Below are 17,758 nucleotides of genomic sequence, written 5' to 3'. Positions count from 1 at the left end.
GAGACACGCTCTTAGTAGTGCTATTCGAATTCACTCATTATCTTCACCGATTCCGGCCCCAGGTACCGCCACATGTCTCGAAGATGTGGTTCACCCACCTGTGTTGCCAGATTGTGCATAGTATCGAACATACTGCTTCTCATGTATAGGATATCTTGATCATTATGGGTTTCCTGTCCCGCACGGAGAGTATCTTCGAGAAACTCGAAAATTCGGCACCGGACACCGTCATCGAACTGGTCCCAGGATTGCACTAGAACGCGAGCCAACTCTACGATCCGCAGGTAAACGGGGAGTGGATTCGCCAGCTGCCAAGCTCGCTGACGCTCTTGAGCCTCCTCATCGAGCGGCTCCCAAGTGGGGTCACGGAACGGGGGACTATGCCAGTCTTCCACTGTTTCCCGGTCAGCTTCGGCCAGGAGCGGATGAAGCCCGAGCAAGTCCGGCAGCCATACCGGTTCCGGCTCCACTGCATAGTCTGGTTGTTCACCACTCTCGTCGATCGTCATTCTCCCACCGCATCCTTAAGGTCTCTCAAAACATTCATCGCAACTTGGGCGTCGTGGTCAAGTTCCGGATCACGGTTCCGCAGCCATTTTTCCAGACCGGTTATGTAGTTTTTCGCCTTCTCAATATGGTCCGACCCCTGTACTGTAATCCCCCACTTTTCGAGGGCCCTCTCGGCCCGCACCGCCGATGCCGTACTGCCGTTTGCGAATTTCGCGCCCTGCCGCCATAAATTATCCATTATACGCGCAAGCTTTGGGTCACTTACAAACGGCTTGGACATCTCGGTACCGAGAATCTCTGTCATTCGATGGTAAAGTGCCCGATTCGCCGGACCGAGCGCCTCAGGCAGGGATCCTCTGGCGATCATACCGCCGCTACCGCGGAATATTTTGCCCAAAAAATTTCCAAATCCCCCCTCATTGTAGATAATGGGACGACCAGGGAAGGGGAGGGTACCAATCAGGGTAGAGCCGCACGCCACAGGCCGTTCGGTGCAGTATTCGGCCATCAGGTATTTCGCGCCCTCAAGACCTTCGGGCAGAGCTGACCATCGGATGTTCCGGTCGGCGACCCAAATGTCGAAATCGTGGGCGAGGCTGTCGCAAGATCCAGTACCGAGCTGGCTCCTGCTCGGCAGTTGGACGCCGTTGAGATAGCAAACGCCATCTAACGTCAGCACGTAGGTGCCGGACTCATATTGGCTCATCCCTATCCCGCTACTGCGGTCAGAGCCGTTAGGGGCGGAATGTGCTTGTGCTTCCTGGAACTTCCCGAGGAACGCCTGGACCGCGTCGGAAGCAGCCCTCTGGGCATCGGCGGCATCTTTCCCGGCGTCGAGTGCAGCGCGGCGTGCGCGGGCCGCCGCGGCTGCTGCGGACGCCGCCGCGGACCGTGCCTGAGCTGCGGATGCAGCGGCCTGCTGAGCAGCGTTTGCAGCGGTCTTGGCATCGGCCGCGGCGCGGGCCGCGGCGTTGCGCGCAACCCGAGCGGACTCGGCGGCTGCAGCGGCTGATTTGCCTGCGGCGTCGGCGGAACGTGCGGCGTCGTTGGCATAGCCCCGTGCGCGGTCGGCCGACTGGCGTGCTTGTTCGGCGTATCCGGCAGCCTCCTGGGCAGCATGCCGGGCGACGGCGGCAGCTTGGGCGGCTTCGGCGGCCTGTTGCTGCGCGAGCGCAGCAGACTGAGCGGCGTCGGCGACGAGACGGTCGATGCTCGCGTGGTGGGCATCGCGGGCCTGATCCCGCAGGCGGGCGCGGTATTGTTCGGTGGCAAGAAAATTGTGGCGCATCTGCGGCGTGCCGGTGAGCGCAATCTGCGCATCGGTCTTGACTTCGGGCCCGCCCGCCGCCATGACCTGGGTTGTCTGCAGGTCGTCATCAATTTCGCGCGCGCGGTACTGGCCGTGCCGGAGGAACTCAGTCACCGCTGCCTGACCACCGTCGAGAGCTTTGCTGGCGGCCTCTTTCATGGCGGGACGGGCATTATTCAACAGACGAGCGACCTGAATTTCATCGTCTTGCTGGCGGCCCGAATAGTTCGGGAAAGCCAGGAAGGCCGCGACGGCGGCGTGGTCACCACCAAGGGCTTGCTGGGCCGCCGCATTGAGCGCGGCCGGTCCGCGAGCGGCCACTGCTACGACAGTGGCACGGTCATCCTGGTCCGCAGCAGTGTCGACGCCGGTTGCTGCCCAAGCGAGGACGTCGGTATCGGTGCCACCGAGTGCGGTCTGAGCGGCGCGTTCGGTCCAGGGACTGCTCCGCTCGGCCAGCCGTAGCGCAGCCTTGCGCGCCGCAGTGACTGCGTCCCCTGCAGGTGTCGCGGTGTTGCGGGCGCTAGCGAGCCAACCCCTGACCTCGACGTCGCGGACCGACTCGGCCGGACGCGCGTCTTCAGTTCCGGGATCCGGCTGGGGATGGGCACGCAGGTCGCTGGCAGCCTTCTGGGCGTCGGCGCGGCCTTGTTCGGCGCGGATCGCGAGCTGCTCCTCTTCGGTCTCCCGGGCGAGGGCAACGACCTTCTTCACCTGCTCGACCGCGGCAGACGCGGCTTCAGCAGAAGTTTTCGCTGCTTCGGCGTGCCGAGTCGCATCTTCGGCGGCGTGCTCAGCTTCGCCGGCATGCCGGGCGGCTTCGTCCGCGGCTTGCGCAGCGGCATCGGCGTGCTCGGCTGCGCCAGCCGCAGCCGAACGCGCATCCCTGGCATTGTCAGCGGCGGCATTGGCCAGCCGCTGCGCCGAGTTCGCAGCCCGGTTCGCCCGCGCTGCCGCGGCTTTCGCTGTCGCAGCCTGGGCTTTTGCCCGGGAAGCCTCATTCGTGGCGACCCCTGCTGCCTGGCCTGCACGCGCGGCAGCATCGGCAGCGGCCGCTGCGTTGCCTGCCGCCGAGGCCGCAGAGCGTGCCGCGCCGAGCGCACCCAAAATGGCGTCTACTGCGTGTCCTGCTGCTTCGGCTGCGGTCCTCGCGCCCTGCGCAGCGTCGCGCGCGCCCTGTGCCGCCTGACGCGCAGCAGCCGCTTGTCCCGCGTCGGCGCGCGCCGCATTCGCGGCACGGTAAGCCGCCGAGGCCGCATTTCCGGCCAGAACCGCAGCCGAGGCCGCGCGCTGCGCGGCACCGACTGCTGCCATCGCTGCGGCATGCGCGGTGCTTGCTGCCGACACTGCCTGCGCAGAAGCGGACGCGGCCCCTTGCGCGGCATCCGCTGCCCTCGACGCCGCACCAGCCGCGCGGCTGGCATCTCCTCGCGCGGCATCGGCTTCCCGCGCAGCGCGCTCGGCAGCTTCCTTCGCCATTGCCGCGGCCTGAACAGCCCGTTCGGACGCAGCCTTCGCCGCACTCATCTCCGCGGCAGCCTGCAGCTGCGCCTGTTTCGCGACCTCAGCCAAGCCGGAAACGGTCTGAGTCTGCTTGTCCCGGTCCGCCGCGACGAACTGGTCACGAGTGAGAAATTCAGTGATCGCCGCATATGACCCGTCATCGAACGCACGGGCCGCCGCAGCCTTCACCTCCGGGCCACCGGCAGACATGATCTGTGTGGTCCGTACCCGGTCATCGTCCTCGCGAGCAGCGAACTGCCCGTGTCGCAGAAACTCCTCCAGTGCCTGGTACGAGTGCGCGTCGAGCGCCTTCGACGCCGCTTCTCTCACCCCGGGCCCGCCTGCGGCAAGCACCCGGGACACCTCGATCTCCGCATCCGTCTGATACGGGGTTGCCCACCCCGAAGCGAGGAAAGCGCGCACCGCCGAGGGCCCACCGTCGAGAGCTTTGGCAGCGGCTTCCTTGATCGCCGGACCACCACTGGCGAGCATCCGGGAAGCCTGCAACTCGTCGTCGATCTGTTGCGCAGCAGCAAGATCCTGCTGCAAGAACGCCGACACGCCGGCATCGCCGCCGACCAGCACACCCCCTGCTCGCTCGCGAACCTGTGCCCCGCCGATCAGCCAGGCATGGGCCAGCTTCTCCCGATCTGTCGCCGACGTTCCCACCGCATCGGGCACGTCGGAGCGGCGAACCGAATCTCCGGCCACCGCGCCACTGTGCGGAACCTGCATCCGATGCACCGGGGAATGGGCTTCGGCCGCTACGGCGGAGACTTGGCATCCCCCGACCACCGATACCACGGCAAGTGCGGCACCGATGATCGCCCGGTACCGCACCCGTCTGCTCAGCTCTTTTGCGCTGTCTCCCCCGGCGCTCATGCGCCCCTCCTCACCTTTCGCGCAGCAGCCGTGCGCGCATCCCACCCCCGAGACAGGAGTGGAGCATCAACATTGGGCCCGGAAACACCGCGGCATCAGCACGCGAAAACCACCGGGGCGCCCGAAACCTACACCCGAAGATCCAGAACGCCAAGCCGGTAAACCGGCGTCGGCGCCAGCCCGGTTTTCGTTACCGTCCCGGCCTGTGTTTCGGATCGCATTGCCCGAAACGTCCGGTGGATGCTAGCGTTTCGCAGAACATAGATTTTTGCATTGCAAAAGATCTGTCGAAGACGCAGGGGAATAAGGTGGGGAATACAGGGGCGCGAGTGCAGCTCGCGCGAGGGGTGAAGAGCGTCGCCGTCTGGACCGCGGCGGGCACAATGACGGCCACAATCGCCATCGTCGGCGCAGGCGTCGCACACGGCGGCATCGCCACACAGGCCGAAGCCGCCGATGAACCTTCGTCACTGGTCGAGGACTACAACTACCCCGGACGAGACGAGATCCTCGCTGAGAAGCACGTAAAGCTGCTTCAGGGAGACGGGAGGATCTTGCTCGCTGACTGTGGCGAGGATGTCATCGAAGTCCGCTCACGCGAGATCGGCACAGTCTGCTTCCGCTCCACGGGGGCCGAAGGCTGGCTGACCGTCGAAATTCCCAGGGTGTACCTCGGCAAGGCAGACTCCCACACGGTCGGCATGCGGCTGACCGACAACGGGAAAACCGAGGACCACACCTTGAAACCGCAGGAGTACGCCCCATTCGGGGAAGGCGTCGACAACCAGCACGCGCCCACCGTCCTCCTGAAGATCACCACCAAATCCTGACCGCGCCGAGAAGCGACCATCGTGCGTTGTTCTTCTGGCCGGTTGCCGACCGGCTGCGCCTCCGGCTTCGGCCTCATCGTCGTGCAGAGCAGTGGGATCAGCGGCGACGACTCCTCCTTCCAGACGCCCGGCGCACCAGGCTCGGTAACCATGCAATCCCGGAGTCGAAGAGAGTCATGAAGTGAACAGCCTTCCCCTATTCTTCCGCAGATCGGCGGCTCTTTCGGCCGCCATCGTCGCCGGCAGCCTGCTCACCGTAGCGCCCGCGCAAGCCGTCAGCGGCGGCACCGAAGTTCCCGCCAAGACCTACGACTTCATCGCGCGGGTCTCCGCCGATGGGCATGGTTGCAGTGGGGTGCTGGCCGGCCCGGAGTGGATCATCACCGCGGGGACATGTGTTCCGGCCGGGTCGGGTGCGCCGAGCAGCCCGGTAACGGTCACAGTCGGCGGCAAGACCAGTCAGGTCACCAACCTGATCCCCCGGACGGACCGGGACCTGGTGCTGGCCAAGCTGGCGACCCCGATCACCACGGTCACACCGGTCGCGCTGAGCGCGAAAGCACCCGCGGCGGGCGACACTCTGACCGTCGCCGGATATGGGCGGACTGCGAACACCTGGGTTCCGGACAAGGCTTCCAGCTTGTCGTTCACCACGGCGTCGGTGACCGATACCGCGCTCTCGCTGACCAACGCCGATGGGCACGACACGTGCAAGGGTGACGCCGGCGGTCCCGCACTCGTGAAGACCGGGGGTGCCAAACTCGAACTGGTCGGCATCAATTCCCGGTCCTGGCAGCACGGCTGCCTCACCGTCACCGAGAAGCGGGCGGGCAGCACCGAGGCGCGCACCGACGACATCGTCGGCTGGATCCGTTCCCAGGCACCGGAATTGGCGATCCAGTGCCGGGCGACGGTGCCGATCTTCGCGGTCAGCAACGACCTTCTGCTCTACGGGCACCCAGATCCCGCCAATGGCGGGCCGCTGGGGGCGACGCAGTCCGTGATCGGAACCGGTGGCTGGTCGGCCTACGTCCGCGTACTCGCCGGGCCGGACGGGCTGATCTACGGTATCCGCGCGAACGGCGAGGTCTACCGCTACCGGTGGACAGGCGCGGCTTGGTCCGACGATTCCCGCACGCTCGTCGCGACCGGATGGAACGGGTTCGACAAGGCGAGCAACCACAACCTGATCACCATCGACAGCCGCGGCGACGTCTACCTGATCAACCCGGACGGCACGCTCGTGCGCGGCCGCTACGACGCCGCCGCCAAGACCTGGGACGCCAAGACCGTCGACACCGGCTGGAACGACTACACGCTGATCACCGGAGCGGGTGAAGGCGTGCTCTACGGCCGCACCAGCGACGGACGGCTCTACCGCCACGTCTGGGACGAGAAGACCCACCAGTGGACGAAGAAGCTCGTCGGCGAGGGCGGTTGGAACGCGTTCACCCGCATCTCGTCCGCGGGTGCAGACGTCCTCTACGCCGTGACCATCAGCGGCGACCTGCGCTGGTACCGGTACCTGCCCTACACCGAAACCTGGGCGCCCGGCCCGACCACGGTCGGCAACGGCGGATGGCAGAAGTTCAGCGACGTCGAGGCCGAACGCAACGCCTGCGCCCCGCGCTGACCCGCAGCATCCGGGCGGGGCCACGGCCCCACCCGGACAGCCTTGGGCAAGACCGGCCGCCCGGGGATCACGCCGTCGTCATCCCATTCTCTTCTCTCCGAGGAAAAGCTCCTTTCATGACCGCAGTCTTCGACGGCACCCTCAGACGCCCGCGCGGTACCCGCACCACGCAACGGATCTGGACCTATCTCGCACTCACCGCCGTCACGCTGATCAACGTAATCTCCCACGCCGACGCCCAGCGCGAGGCGCACACCCGCCTCTTCGGCGACGCACTCAACTACTACCGGATGTCCGAGCAGACCGGCGCCCCGGTCGACAACCCGTTCGCACTGCGGATGCTCAGCCCCTGGCTCGTGCACCGCGCCCACCTGCTCACCGGGCTCTCCCTCGACACCCTCTGGCTTGCCCTCACCACCGTCACCACGCTCGCCGCGATCCTGGTGTTCTTCGAATTCCTCTGGAACCACCTCCGGCTCCAGCTGTTCACCGCGGCCCTCTCCGCGACCGCGCTCGCCTGTACTTTCTGGTACGCGCTCTACCCTCTCAGCAACATCGCACTCGTCGACCCGCTCACCAACCTGCTCACGATGATCGCGCTCTGGCTCGCCTTGCGCGGCCGGCTTGTCCTCTTCACAGCCGTGGTGATCATCGGCTCGGTCAACAAGGAGACCACGCTCCTGCTCGCCCCGCTGTACCCGCTGCTCGCCTGGACGCAGCAACGATCACTCCGTGACCGCCAGGTACTGGCCGGGCTCGCCGCCACACTCATCGCCATCGCCGCGTACATCGGCTATCGCATCTGGGCTCAGCACCTCATCGGTGGCAACTACGGATTCGGGACCGGACAGGCCAACGCCGGCATTCTCGACAACATCCGCTTCGCCCTCGCCGACAGCAAGGGCAACGTCCAGCTCGCCATTTTCGCCACGTTCCACTTCTTCTGGCTCATCTTCGCCTACGGCCTCTACCGCAGCCACCGGCTCCACGGCCTCCGCGACCCGTTGCTGGTCGCCGGGCTCTGGCTGTTCGCCTGCTGCCTCGCCGGGCGATTCCTCGCCACCGACACCAGCCGGGTGTTCGTGATGCTCGCGCCGGTGGTCCTCGCCGTCGTCGCACTCACTTTCGACCGGCACCACAACGACCGGACAAGGCTCTGGATCGGCCTGCTCTTCGCGGTCTACCTCGCGATCAACTTCCGCTGGGTCCCCGGCCCGGCAAGCCTCATCCTCGACGCGCTCGCCACCGTCGGCTTCGCCATCATCGTCCACACCGGACGGATCACGGCACCCCGAACCCGCCGTCGGCCCACATCGTGATCAGCAGCATCAGCAACAGTGGTCCCCCGCCCAGCACCGCCAGCGCGGCGACGTTCGTCTTCTTGTACTGCACCAGCAAGGCCACGAACTCCCGCAGGAAGGCGCTCGGTACGAAGTAGGAGGCGGTCTTCGCGCCGATCACGTCCAGTTTCAGGCCGAGGCGGCGGGCCAGCACGGCGGTGCGGAACACGTGATAGTTGTTCGTCACCGCGAGCATGCGGCCTTCGAATCCGCGGGCCGCGAGCAGATTCACGCTGTAGCGCAGGTTCTCCTCTGTGGTGGTGGCCTGGTCTTCGAGCACGACGCGGGACGAGGGGACGCCGGCGTCGGTCAGGTAGCGGCCCATCGCCGCTGCTTCGGAGGTCAGTTCGTCCGAGCCCTGGCCGCCCGAGACGACCAGCAGGGCGTCCGGGCAGCGCTCGGCGACCTGGACGGCCCGGTCGAGGCGGCTGGCCAGCAGTGGGGGCACCCGGTCACCGAGCAGCCCGGAGCCGAGCACGATCACGGCGCCGGCGCTGGCGCGGCGGTTCACCTGGCTGTAGAGCGCGGAGTACAGCAGCAATCCGGTGAAGACGAAGGCCAGATAACCGGCGACCAGCAGCGCTGAGACGGCCACGGTGAGCAGCCAGACCTCGTGGGCGAAGAACAGCGAACTCAGCGTCAGCGCGAAGATGCCGAGCATGGCCAGGCCGGCCAGCAGTGACAGCAGGTTCGCCGGGCTGCGGCCTTCGCGGACGAGCATCACCACGCCGTTCGCGATCAGCGCCCACGGCAGCAGGAGCGCGGCGAGCGCGGCCAGCAGCATGATCACCAGTACCACTACGGTCTGCACCCAGCCGGCATTGCGCAGCAGGCCGATCAGCCACATCCCGGTGAACAGCAGCGCGATGGCGAACCACACCGCGTTCCCCAGGCGCCGTGGTTCGCGGATGAAACGCGCCACGAAGATCAGGACAGTGCACAACGCGAACAACCCGGCGACCATGATCGGGCATTCTGGCGGGTGCCGCCGGCGCCCGCTCACGGAGGGTCACGCAGGCGCTCAGAGCGAAGCCGTCAGCCCCCGGGCGCGCAGCACCGAGCGTTCCAGCGGGCGGAACACCAGCAGTTCGATCGCCACTCCCACCAACAGGATCAGGAAGATCGCCGCGATCACCTTCGGCATCGAGTTGTACGAGGAACCGTCGTTGAGATAGGTACCGAGGCCGACGCCGAGGCTCGGCGAGCGCGCGATCAGCTCGGCGGCCATCAGCGACCGCCAGGAAAACGCCCAGCCCTGCTTCAGCCCGGCGAGGAACCCCGGCAGCGCGGCGGGCAGCAGGATGTGCCGGGCGGCGGCCAGCCTGCCCGCGCCCATCACCTTGCCCACCCGCGGCAGGATCGGCGGGATCTGGTCGATCCCGGACACCAGGCCGTTCGCGATCGACGGGACCGAGCCGAGCAGCACCACGAAGTAGATCGCCCCGTCGTTGATGCCGAACCAGATCACCGCGGCGGGCACCCAGGCCACCGACGGCAGGTTCTGCAGCCCGCTCAGCAACGGCCCGATCGCGGCCCGCACCACGCGCACCTTCGCCACGAGGATCCCCAGCGGCGTGCCGATCAGCACGCCGGCGGCGAAGCCCAGCGCGGCGCGGTGCACGGAGGTCCAGATGAAGCCGAACACCGAACCGTCTGCGACCGTACTGCGGAACTCGTCCCACACCGCGAGCGGCTCGGGCAGCGTGGTCTCCGGCCAGAACGCCGCGGCCCACAGGACCTGCCACAGCACCAAGAGCAGCACGAGCGCGCCGGCCGGCGGCAGGAATCCCCGCACGAAGCGGCGTCCGAACGAAGGCGGGCGTGGGCCGGCTGGGGTGTCGAGCCGGTCCAGCCCGGCGCCGACCGCCTCGTCGAGGTCCGTGCCCGCCTGCTCAGGCTGCGGCATGGGTACTGATCACCTCACGCAGATCCGCCGTGATCTCCTCGGCGAGCTGCTCCGCGTCCGACGACTGCACGTCCCGCCACTCACGCACCACCCGGCCCGGACGGGAGGACAGCAACACCACCCGCTGACCCAGCCGCACCGCCTCACGCACGTCATGCGTCACGAACAGCACCGATGTCCCGGTGCTGCGCCACACCCGCATCAGCTCGCCCTGCAGCACGTCACGGGTGATCGCGTCCAGCGCGGCGAACGGTTCGTCCATCAGCAGCAGGGATTGTTGGTCGTCGCTGCCGACGCGATGCGTCGCGGCCAGTGCACGGGCCAGCGCGACCCGCTGCCGCATCCCGCCGGACAGCTCGTGCGGGCGTTTGCTCCCGGCGCCGCCGAGGCGCACCAGTTCGAGCAGCCCGGCCGCCTTCTCCCGCCGCTCGGCGCGGCCGAATCCGGCCAGCCGCAACGGTAGTTCGACGTTCCGTGCCGCGGTCAGCCACGGCATCAGTGCGGCTTCCTGGAACACCACCGCGGGCCGCGACGTGCTGAGGGTGATCCGCCCGGCGGACGGCTGATCCAGCCCGGCCACGAGGTTCAGCAGCGTGCTCTTGCCGCACCCGGAAGCACCGAGCAGGCAGACGAACTCTCCCGGCGCCACCGTCAGATCGACGCCGTCGAGCGCCTGCACCGCGTTTCCGCCCGTGCCGAACACCTTCTGCACGCGGTCGAGGTGCACCGCGGCGGAGGTGACGGCGGCGGGGCCGGGGAGGGTGGTGGTCATCGCGAACCGCCTTCCGATCGAGACGTCACTTGGCCAGTTGCGGAGCCGAGACGGCGGGCAGCTGCTGTGCCTTCAGCACCTCGTTCAGCGGGCCGAAATCGGCGAAGCCCTTGAGGTCCACCGCCGATTCCACGACGCCCGCGGTCACCGAGTCCTGGGCCAGCTGCGGGAATTGCGCCCCGATCGGGTCGGTGGTCAGCTCGATGTTGGAGAACGCGCGGTCGAGCACCGCCGGGCTGAGCGTGCTGCCGGACAGTTCCTTGAGCGCGTTGTTCACCACGGTCTTGGCCTCGGCCGGGTTCTGCTTCGCCCAGTCGATCGCCTGCAGCTCGCCCTTCAGCAGCGCGCGCACGGTATCCGGGTGCTGCTTGAGGAATTCGCTGCGCACCACGACGACGGTGGTCGGGAACCGGCCCTGCGGCCACAGGGTCTTCTCGTCCACGAGCACCTTCGCGCCTGCGTCGAGCACCAGGCGCGAGGACCACGGCTCGGGCAGCCATCCACCGTCCACCTGACCCTTGCGGAACGCGTCGAGCGTCTTCGAGTTCTCGGTGTTGGTCACCTGCACTTGTCCGGTCAGGTGGTGCTCGGCGAGGAACTTCTTCAGCGCGACGTCCTGGGTGTTGGCCAGCTGCGGAGTCGCGAGGTTCCTGCCCTTGAGCCCGTCCACGGAGGTGATGTCCGGCTTGACGACGAGCTGCGCGCCGCCGGAGACCGCGCCGGCGACCAGCTGGATGGCGCCCTTCGACTGGGTGAACCCGTTGATCGCCGGTCCGGAGCCGAGGAAGGCCACGTCGAGCGAGTTGCCGAGCAGTGCGTTGACCTCGGCGGGTCCGGCGTTGAACGTCTGCGTGGTCAGCTTTGTGCCGCCCAGGTTCTGGGCGAAGAAGTTCTTCTTGACCCCCACCAGCGCGGGCGTGTGGGTGACGTTCGGGAAGAAGCCGACGCGTACCTCGGCGGCGGTGCCCTGGTTGGCCGTGTCCGCCACACGGTCCGCCCGCGAGCAGCCGGCCACGACGGTGAGCGCGGCGAGTGTGGCGATGAGCAGGCGGGATCTCGGGAACGTGCGCACGGGGGTGCCCTTTCGGAAACGGCTGGTCCCCGGAGGTTCGCACGGTCACCCGGCGGGGTGCATAGCCATCCGCATCCCGGGAAAATGTGCGGGTTTGCTTGACAGATCCGCGAGGTGCCTGCTCACCGGGGCGGGAGCCAGGGTTCCGGCAAAGTCGGTGTAGAGGTCCGTGAAGGGACCCTTCACGGACTCTGAGTCTGTGAAGGGTCCCTTCACAGACCCGAAACCGGTCCGGCGCACGCCACGAGGTGGTCGCACACACCTCCGCATCGCCCACTGCCGGGTCCCCGACCAACTTTGCCGACACCCTGGGGGCGGGAGCGGCGCTGCGCTCCCGCCCCGGCCGGGCCTGATCAGTCTTGCTGGGCGGGCACGAAGTTCGCGTACTCCTCGATCCGGGCGATCAGGTCGCCTTCGAAGCGGAAGTACACCGCGGCGTGCACCTCGCCGCGCATCCCGTCCTTGGAAGCCACGTGCACGATGTGCTGCTGGAGCACTTCGCCGGGCTCGGCGAGCTGGCGGACGATGGTGTAGCGCATGTACTCGATGTTCGAGATCTGGGCTTTCATGCCGTTGACGTTCTCTTCGATCGTCTGGTCGCCCTTGCCGTCGCTGTGCCAGACGGTGGCGTTCTCCGTGCACAGCGCGCGGGCGGCGGACCACTCGCGGTTTTCCAGGTGCCGCAGGTAATCGGCCGCGAGCGTTTTCAGCTCTTTGTTCACTGTGTTGTCTTCCTTCTGTATTCGGGGATTACTGGCGGTATTCAGGGATTTACCGGCGGGGATCACCGGTCGCGGACGAGCGCGCGCTCGCCGGCTTCGATCCGGATCGGCAGGTGGTTGCCGTCCGGGGCAAGGGGGCAGGTGAACACGGGCGGGGCCAGGTGGTGGTGCGAGAGCGTGACCCGGTTGAAGTCGACCGTCAGGGTGGTGCCGGGCGCGCCCATCGGGAGGACCAGCCAGCGGCCGATGTCCGGGGTGCCGTCGCCGTTCGTGAGGTCGGTGAAGATCACCTGCGCCTGTCCCGGCACCTCCTCGATCACCGTCAGGACGTATTCGATACCGTTGACGGTGATCGCCAAGTCGACCGGCGCGGAAAAGGTTCCGGGACTGCGGGGCACCGTCAGCCGGGGCACCTCGATGCGGCGTCCTTCCGGCGCTTCGCGGTACTCGCCTTGGAAAACCCAGGCCGGGTCATACGGGTATCGCTCGATCCCGGTGATCCCGGACCGGACGAGCGCGGCTTCGTCGGTCACGATCAGGCCGTAGTTACCATCCGCGCCGCCGGCGAAACCCGCCTGGCCGCCGGGAAATTCCAGCGGGGTGCCGGACGGGACTTCGGCCGTGCCCTCGACCGCGACGCCGCCGACCTTCACGCCGTCTCCGGCCCCGGCGGACACCGTCAAGGCACCCGTTTCGGTAGTGGCCCACTCCCCCGGGATGCCTTCGAACGTCTGCGGGTCACGGCCGGTTACAAAGGCCTTCGCAACGATCTTCACCTTGCCGTTGGGTCCGGCGACCTCTTCCCACCGCGCCTCGCGCCACTGCGTGTACTCGGCAGGCGCGGGACGGCGGGCAGCCCACACCTGGCGTTCGGTGCGAACGGAGAGGTCTGAACGCCGCAGCAGGCTGCCCGGACCGTCGGTGTCGAGAAGTTCGTCCAGCGCGGCCAGATCCTCCGCGGGCAGGTGCTCGGCGACGGTGCTGCGCATACGTTGCAGACTGTTGAGCGCGTAGCGGCCGACTGCTTCGGAGCGGGCGCCCTCGACGTTGACGGTGATCGTGCGGTCGCCTTCGATAGTGAACCCAGCTGACGTGAGCATCGGACCCCAGTCGGCACCGCGGTGCGTCAGATGCCCGCTGTGCTGGTGCTCGCCCGCCTGGTGACAACGCTCTTCCAGGCCGGGTCGTGACTCCGGGGCGTCGGCGGGCAGGAATCGCGGGAACCCGGACAGCTCGACGACCACCAGCAGGCCACCGGGGGTGAGCAGGTCGTGGGCCTGGCGAAGAGCCTGTTCGGGCGCGGCCAGATGATGCAAAGACGCGGATGCCCAGATCATCTGGGGTCGTCCGAGATCCGGCCATTCGGCGTCCAGGTCGGCTTGGACGGTGCGCACGCGGTCGGCGACGCCCTGTTCACGGGCCTTTTCCCGAAGGCGCTGCAGGTGCTCGGCCGAAGCATCCACGGCGGTCACGTGCGCCTCGGGGAAACGGGCGAGCAGGGCGAAAGTGCCGGCGCCGGTTCCGGCGCCGAGGTCCACGATCCGCCGGGGCGCCGCGTCGACGGGCAGCCAGGCCGTGATCGATGCGGTGTGGTCCGCGAGGACTTCGGCGTCCAGGTCGAGGAGGTCCGCATGGGAACCCGGCTGGTGGGCGGCGTGCTGGTGGGCGCTCGGCTGATCGGCGGCGTGCTGGTGGACGGCGTCTTCGGCGGCGTCTTGGCCGCCGGCGCGGTCGTGGGCGATGTGCGTCATATGGCCAAGGTAGGAAGATCGTGCGTCTGTGGCACAGCCATTTGCGTATTTGGCAAGACGATGGTCGCGAGCACTGCCCGACACGCATATCCCGCGAGTCAGTCCGGCTTTGGCTCGCCTTTGTGGCCGCGGCGGGCGTCGCGGTCGAAGATGCCGAGAATCTCGCACGGCCCGCCGGCCGCGCCGATCGCATGCGGCAGCATGGTCGGGAATTCGGCCGCCTGATTGGTCTCCACGCGCAATCGCCGGTTGCCCAGCAACAGCACGGCGACGCCGGAGAGCACGACGAGCCATTCGCGGCCCGGGTGCGCGCGCATCCGCGCCGGGCTGTCCGGCGGCGGGTTCGTCATGCGCTGGCGGATCACGGTCAGGCCCGGATCCGCTTTGATCGGCCACCGCATCACCCCGTGCGCACCGTCGATCATCGGGTTCGAGATCACGTCCTGGGTGTCCATCTCCACGAGCTGGTCCAGCGACGTGTCCAGGGCACGGGCGAGCGTGACGAGCTGGTCCAGCGCGAGCCGGCGCTGCCCGTTCTCGATCCGGCTGAGCGAGGACGGGCTGAGGCGTGCCCGTTCCGCGAGTTCCTCCAGCGACCAGCCCTGCGCGACCCGCAGGGCACGGATGCGTTTGCGCACCAGGCTGTCCAGTTCACCGTCGTCTTGCGTCATAGGCAAAAGCTTATGCCCATACCGCAAATCGCGCTTAGCGTCGGGGCGACGAAAGGAGGCGGCCATGCCCGAGACGACCGCCCGGAACGAGACGATCGACGCTGTGGTGATCGGCGGTGGTGCCGCGGGCCTCAGCGGTGCGCTGATGCTGGCCCGCTCCCGCCGTTCGGTGGTCGTGATCGACAGCGGCACTCCGCGTAACGCCCCGGCCGAAGGCGTGCACGGTCTGCTCGGCCTGGACGGTACACCGCCGGGCGAACTGCTGCGCCGCGGACGGGACGAAGTGACCGGCTACGGCGGCCGGATCGTGTCCGGCGAAGTGGTCTCCGCCGTCCCTGCGGAGCCGGACGGCGACCCGCGCTTCACGATCACCCTCGCCGACGGCCGGTCTTTCCGGGCGCGCCGGATCCTGGTCGCCACCGGCGTCGGGGACGTGCTCCCCGACATTCCCGGGCTCGCCGAGCACTGGGGGCACGGCGTGGTGCACTGCCCGTACTGCCACGGCTGGGAGGTGCGGGACGAGCCCATCGGCATCCTGGCCGTCGGGCCGGCTTCGATGCATCACGCGCTGCTGTTCCGGCAGCTGACCGAGGACCTGGTGTACTTCACCCGCGGCACCGACCTGGACGACGACACCCGCGCCCGGTTCGCCGCCCGCGGCATCGAGATCGTGGACTCCCCGGTCGAGGAGGTCGAGTCCGGCGCGAACGGCATCACCGGCGTCCGGCTGGCCGACGGGCGGGTGATTTCCCGGCGCGTCCTGGCCGTGGCCACCAAGATGCTGGTCCGCACCGACGGTCTCGACGGCCTCGGCCTGCCGATGGAGGACCTGCCCGGCGGATGGGGCCGTCGTTTCGTCACCGGCATAGCCGGCACGACGGAGGTGCCTGGCGTGTGGATCGCGGGCAACGCGACGGATCCGTCCGCCCAGGTCGGCGCCTCCGCCGCGGGCGGTGCCCTGGCCGGCGCGCACCTGAACGCCGACCTCGCGAGCGCCGATACGACTGCGGCCTTCCTCGCCGCGAACGCCCCGGTCGAGCGCTCCGCTGCGCGCCACCATGGAGACACCGGGAATTCCCAAGCCGGGCAAGGAAATGCCCGTCCAGTCGCGGCAACTACTACCTGACTCGGGGTTCACCCGACGACCACCGCACTCAACGGGCGGCTTACCTCCCCCGGCCGCTCCCTGCCCGATATCCGGGATACCACAACCTCCCGCCGACCCACGCCACCTATCCCATAACCCCTACCCACCAAGGAAAACCGCGCCATACCCCAGCGGGTCCGGCGCAAGCTTCACCCTGCCATCCGAAAGGACGCCATGAACACCAGCCCATCCTCCACAGCCTCGCCGGGCAGTGCGGGCAGTACCGGAGGAACAACGGTTCCCGACGCCCGGCAACGGCGAGCGATCCTGATCGCGGTCTGCATCGCGTTGATGGCCGTCATCGCGTCGGTGTCGGGATTGAACGTCGCGCAGCCGGATCTCGCGGTGGCGTTCGATGCATCCCAGCGCACCGTGCTCTGGATCATCAACAGCTACACCCTCACCCTGGCCGCGCTCCTGCTGCCGCTCGGCGCGGTCGGCGACCGGTGGGGACGCAAACGCGTGCTGGCCATCGGGTTGACGCTCTTCGGGCTCGCGAACGTCGCGGCCGGGCTCGCACCGTCGGCCGGTGTGATGCTGGCCGCACGGGTGCTCGCCGGGGCCGGAGCAGCGATGATCATGCCGGTCACGCTCGCGGTGATCACCTCGACTTTCCCCGCCGAGGAACGCGGGCGGGCGATCGGGGTCTGGACCGGGGTCGCGGGCGGTGGCGGGATTCTCGGCATGTTCCTGTCCGCGGCGCTGGTCGACGTGGCGAGCTGGCGGTACCTGTTCGTCCTGCCGGTGCTGCTCGTGGTCGTCGCGTTCGTTATGGCGCAGCGTTCGGTGCCGGACTCCCGGGAGGAAACGCGGCATTCCTTCGACGTGGTGGGCTCGCTGGCCTCGATAGTCGCCGTGGCGGGGCTGGTCTTCTACCTCCAGGAAGCGCCGGAACAGGGGTGGGGCGCGCCGGTGCCGCTGATCAGCCTGGGCGTGGGACTGGCGGCCGCGGGCTGGTTCGTGCGCTGGGAACTCCGCCGGCGGGCGCCGCTGCTGGATGTCCGGCTGTTCCGCGAACGGGGACTGACCAGCGGTTCCCTCGGGCTGCTCGCGGTCTTCGGGGTACAGGCGGGGATTTTCGTGGTGCTGTACCCGTTCTTCCAGGCCGTACTCGGCTGGACCGGACTACTGTCCACAGTGGCGCTGATGCCGATGGCGTTGCTGATGATGGCCAGCTCCGGATTGGCTCCACGCCTGGCCGAACGCATCGGTCCGCGCGCGACCATGGCGACCGGCATTGCTCTCGCCACCACGGGGCTCGCCCTCATCGCCGCGTTCGTCTCCGTGGACGGCGGTTACCCGGCTCTCCTGCCAGGCATGCTCGCGATGGGGCTGGGCATGGGGTTGTCGATGACTCCGGCTACCGAGGCGATCACGGGTGCGCTGCCGCGGGACCGCCAAGGTGTGGCGTCCGCGCTCAACGACGTCACCCGTGAACTCGGTACGGCGCTGGGGGTCGCACTGCTGGGCGCGCTGGTTTCCGCCGGCTACCGCAGCGACATCGACACCAAGCTCTCGGGCGTGCCCGCGAACGTCGCCGACGCCGCTCGCGAAGGAATTTCCAGCGCTCTCCAAGCGTCCCACGAGCCGAGCCTGGTGCACGCCGCGCAGGAATCCTTCATCAGCGGCTGGCAAACCGCGATGTGGGCAGGAGTGGCCATCATGGCCGTGCTGTTCGCCTACATCCTGGCTCGCGGTCCAAAACGGTAA

Annotated in this window: 14 protein-coding genes; 5 read left to right on the top strand and 9 right to left on the bottom strand. The window is 68.0% G+C overall.

Annotated elements, in window-relative coordinates:
- Positions 1-20 precede the first annotated feature (20 nt).
- Together D5S19_RS31590 and D5S19_RS04325 are read right to left on the bottom strand one after the other, a co-directional pair.
- On the bottom strand, positions 21-509 hold the full coding sequence (locus tag D5S19_RS31590; RefSeq protein ID WP_147397333.1) for a hypothetical protein: 489 nt from the start codon (positions 507-509) through the stop codon (positions 21-23).
- Positions 506-4,204, bottom strand: a complete 3,699-nt coding sequence (locus tag D5S19_RS04325) for an ALF repeat-containing protein (protein ID WP_120022025.1) — start codon at positions 4,202-4,204, stop codon at positions 506-508. Before D5S19_RS04325 ends, D5S19_RS31590 begins: the two co-directional genes overlap by 4 nt.
- Positions 4,205-4,533: 329 nt before the next feature.
- Here D5S19_RS04325 and D5S19_RS04320 point away from each other — a divergent pair, with 329 nt between their 5' ends.
- The 3 genes from D5S19_RS04320 to D5S19_RS04310 all read left to right on the top strand — a co-directional run bounded on the left by D5S19_RS04320 (position 4,534) and on the right by D5S19_RS04310 (position 7,986).
- Positions 4,534-5,034 (top strand): hypothetical protein, encoded by a 501-nt coding sequence (locus D5S19_RS04320; RefSeq protein WP_120022024.1) that lies wholly within the window; start codon positions 4,534-4,536, stop codon positions 5,032-5,034.
- A gap of 181 nt (positions 5,035-5,215) precedes the next feature.
- Complete coding sequence (locus tag D5S19_RS04315) at positions 5,216-6,667, top strand: tachylectin-related carbohydrate-binding protein (protein ID WP_120022023.1); 1,452 nt, start codon at positions 5,216-5,218, stop codon at positions 6,665-6,667.
- Positions 6,668-6,783: 116 nt separating this feature from the next.
- Positions 6,784-7,986, top strand: a complete 1,203-nt coding sequence (locus D5S19_RS04310; RefSeq protein ID WP_120022022.1) for a hypothetical protein — start codon at positions 6,784-6,786, stop codon at positions 7,984-7,986.
- Here the strand turns inward: D5S19_RS04310 and D5S19_RS04305 are convergent.
- The 7 genes from D5S19_RS04305 to D5S19_RS04275 all read right to left on the bottom strand — a co-directional run bounded on the left by D5S19_RS04305 (position 7,949) and on the right by D5S19_RS04275 (position 14,901).
- Positions 7,949-8,971: a YdcF family protein gene (locus D5S19_RS04305; RefSeq protein WP_120022021.1), complete on the bottom strand. Its 1,023-nt coding sequence runs from the start codon at positions 8,969-8,971 to the stop codon at positions 7,949-7,951. The genes D5S19_RS04310 and D5S19_RS04305 overlap by 38 nt on opposite strands.
- A 57-nt stretch (positions 8,972-9,028) precedes the next feature.
- Positions 9,029-9,913 (bottom strand): ABC transporter permease, encoded by an 885-nt coding sequence (locus tag D5S19_RS04300; RefSeq protein ID WP_120022020.1) that lies wholly within the window; start codon positions 9,911-9,913, stop codon positions 9,029-9,031.
- Entirely contained in the window at positions 9,900-10,685 is a 786-nt protein-coding gene (locus D5S19_RS04295) for an ABC transporter ATP-binding protein (protein WP_120022019.1), read from the bottom strand. The genes D5S19_RS04300 and D5S19_RS04295 overlap by 14 nt, the downstream gene beginning before the upstream one ends.
- Before the next feature lie 25 nt (positions 10,686-10,710).
- Positions 10,711-11,757: an ABC transporter substrate-binding protein gene (locus D5S19_RS04290; protein ID WP_120022018.1), complete on the bottom strand. Its 1,047-nt coding sequence runs from the start codon at positions 11,755-11,757 to the stop codon at positions 10,711-10,713.
- A gap of 353 nt (positions 11,758-12,110) precedes the next feature.
- Positions 12,111-12,479 carry a nuclear transport factor 2 family protein gene (locus tag D5S19_RS04285; RefSeq protein ID WP_120022017.1) on the bottom strand — a complete coding sequence of 123 codons (369 nt, stop codon included), beginning with the start codon at positions 12,477-12,479 and terminating at the stop codon, positions 12,111-12,113.
- 62 nt (positions 12,480-12,541) lie between these two features.
- On the bottom strand, positions 12,542-14,230 hold the full coding sequence (locus D5S19_RS04280; RefSeq protein ID WP_120022016.1) for a DUF1684 domain-containing protein: 1,689 nt from the start codon (positions 14,228-14,230) through the stop codon (positions 12,542-12,544).
- Between the two features lie 98 nt (positions 14,231-14,328).
- Positions 14,329-14,901, bottom strand: a complete 573-nt coding sequence (locus D5S19_RS04275; RefSeq protein WP_199730335.1) for a helix-turn-helix domain-containing protein — start codon at positions 14,899-14,901, stop codon at positions 14,329-14,331.
- 64 nt (positions 14,902-14,965) lie between these two features.
- Here D5S19_RS04275 and D5S19_RS04270 point away from each other — a divergent pair, with 64 nt between their 5' ends.
- Entirely contained in the window at positions 14,966-16,027 is a 1,062-nt protein-coding gene (locus D5S19_RS04270; protein WP_120022014.1) for an NAD(P)/FAD-dependent oxidoreductase, read from the top strand.
- Between the two features lie 195 nt (positions 16,028-16,222).
- On the top strand, positions 16,223-17,758 hold the full coding sequence (locus D5S19_RS04265) for an MFS transporter (protein ID WP_120022013.1): 1,536 nt from the start codon (positions 16,223-16,225) through the stop codon (positions 17,756-17,758).

The sequence above is a fragment of the Amycolatopsis panacis genome, from assembly GCF_003600245.1.
In the GTDB taxonomy this organism is placed as follows: domain Bacteria; phylum Actinomycetota; class Actinomycetes; order Mycobacteriales; family Pseudonocardiaceae; genus Amycolatopsis; species Amycolatopsis sulphurea.
This window is presented reverse-complemented; position numbering and strand designations above follow the sequence as displayed.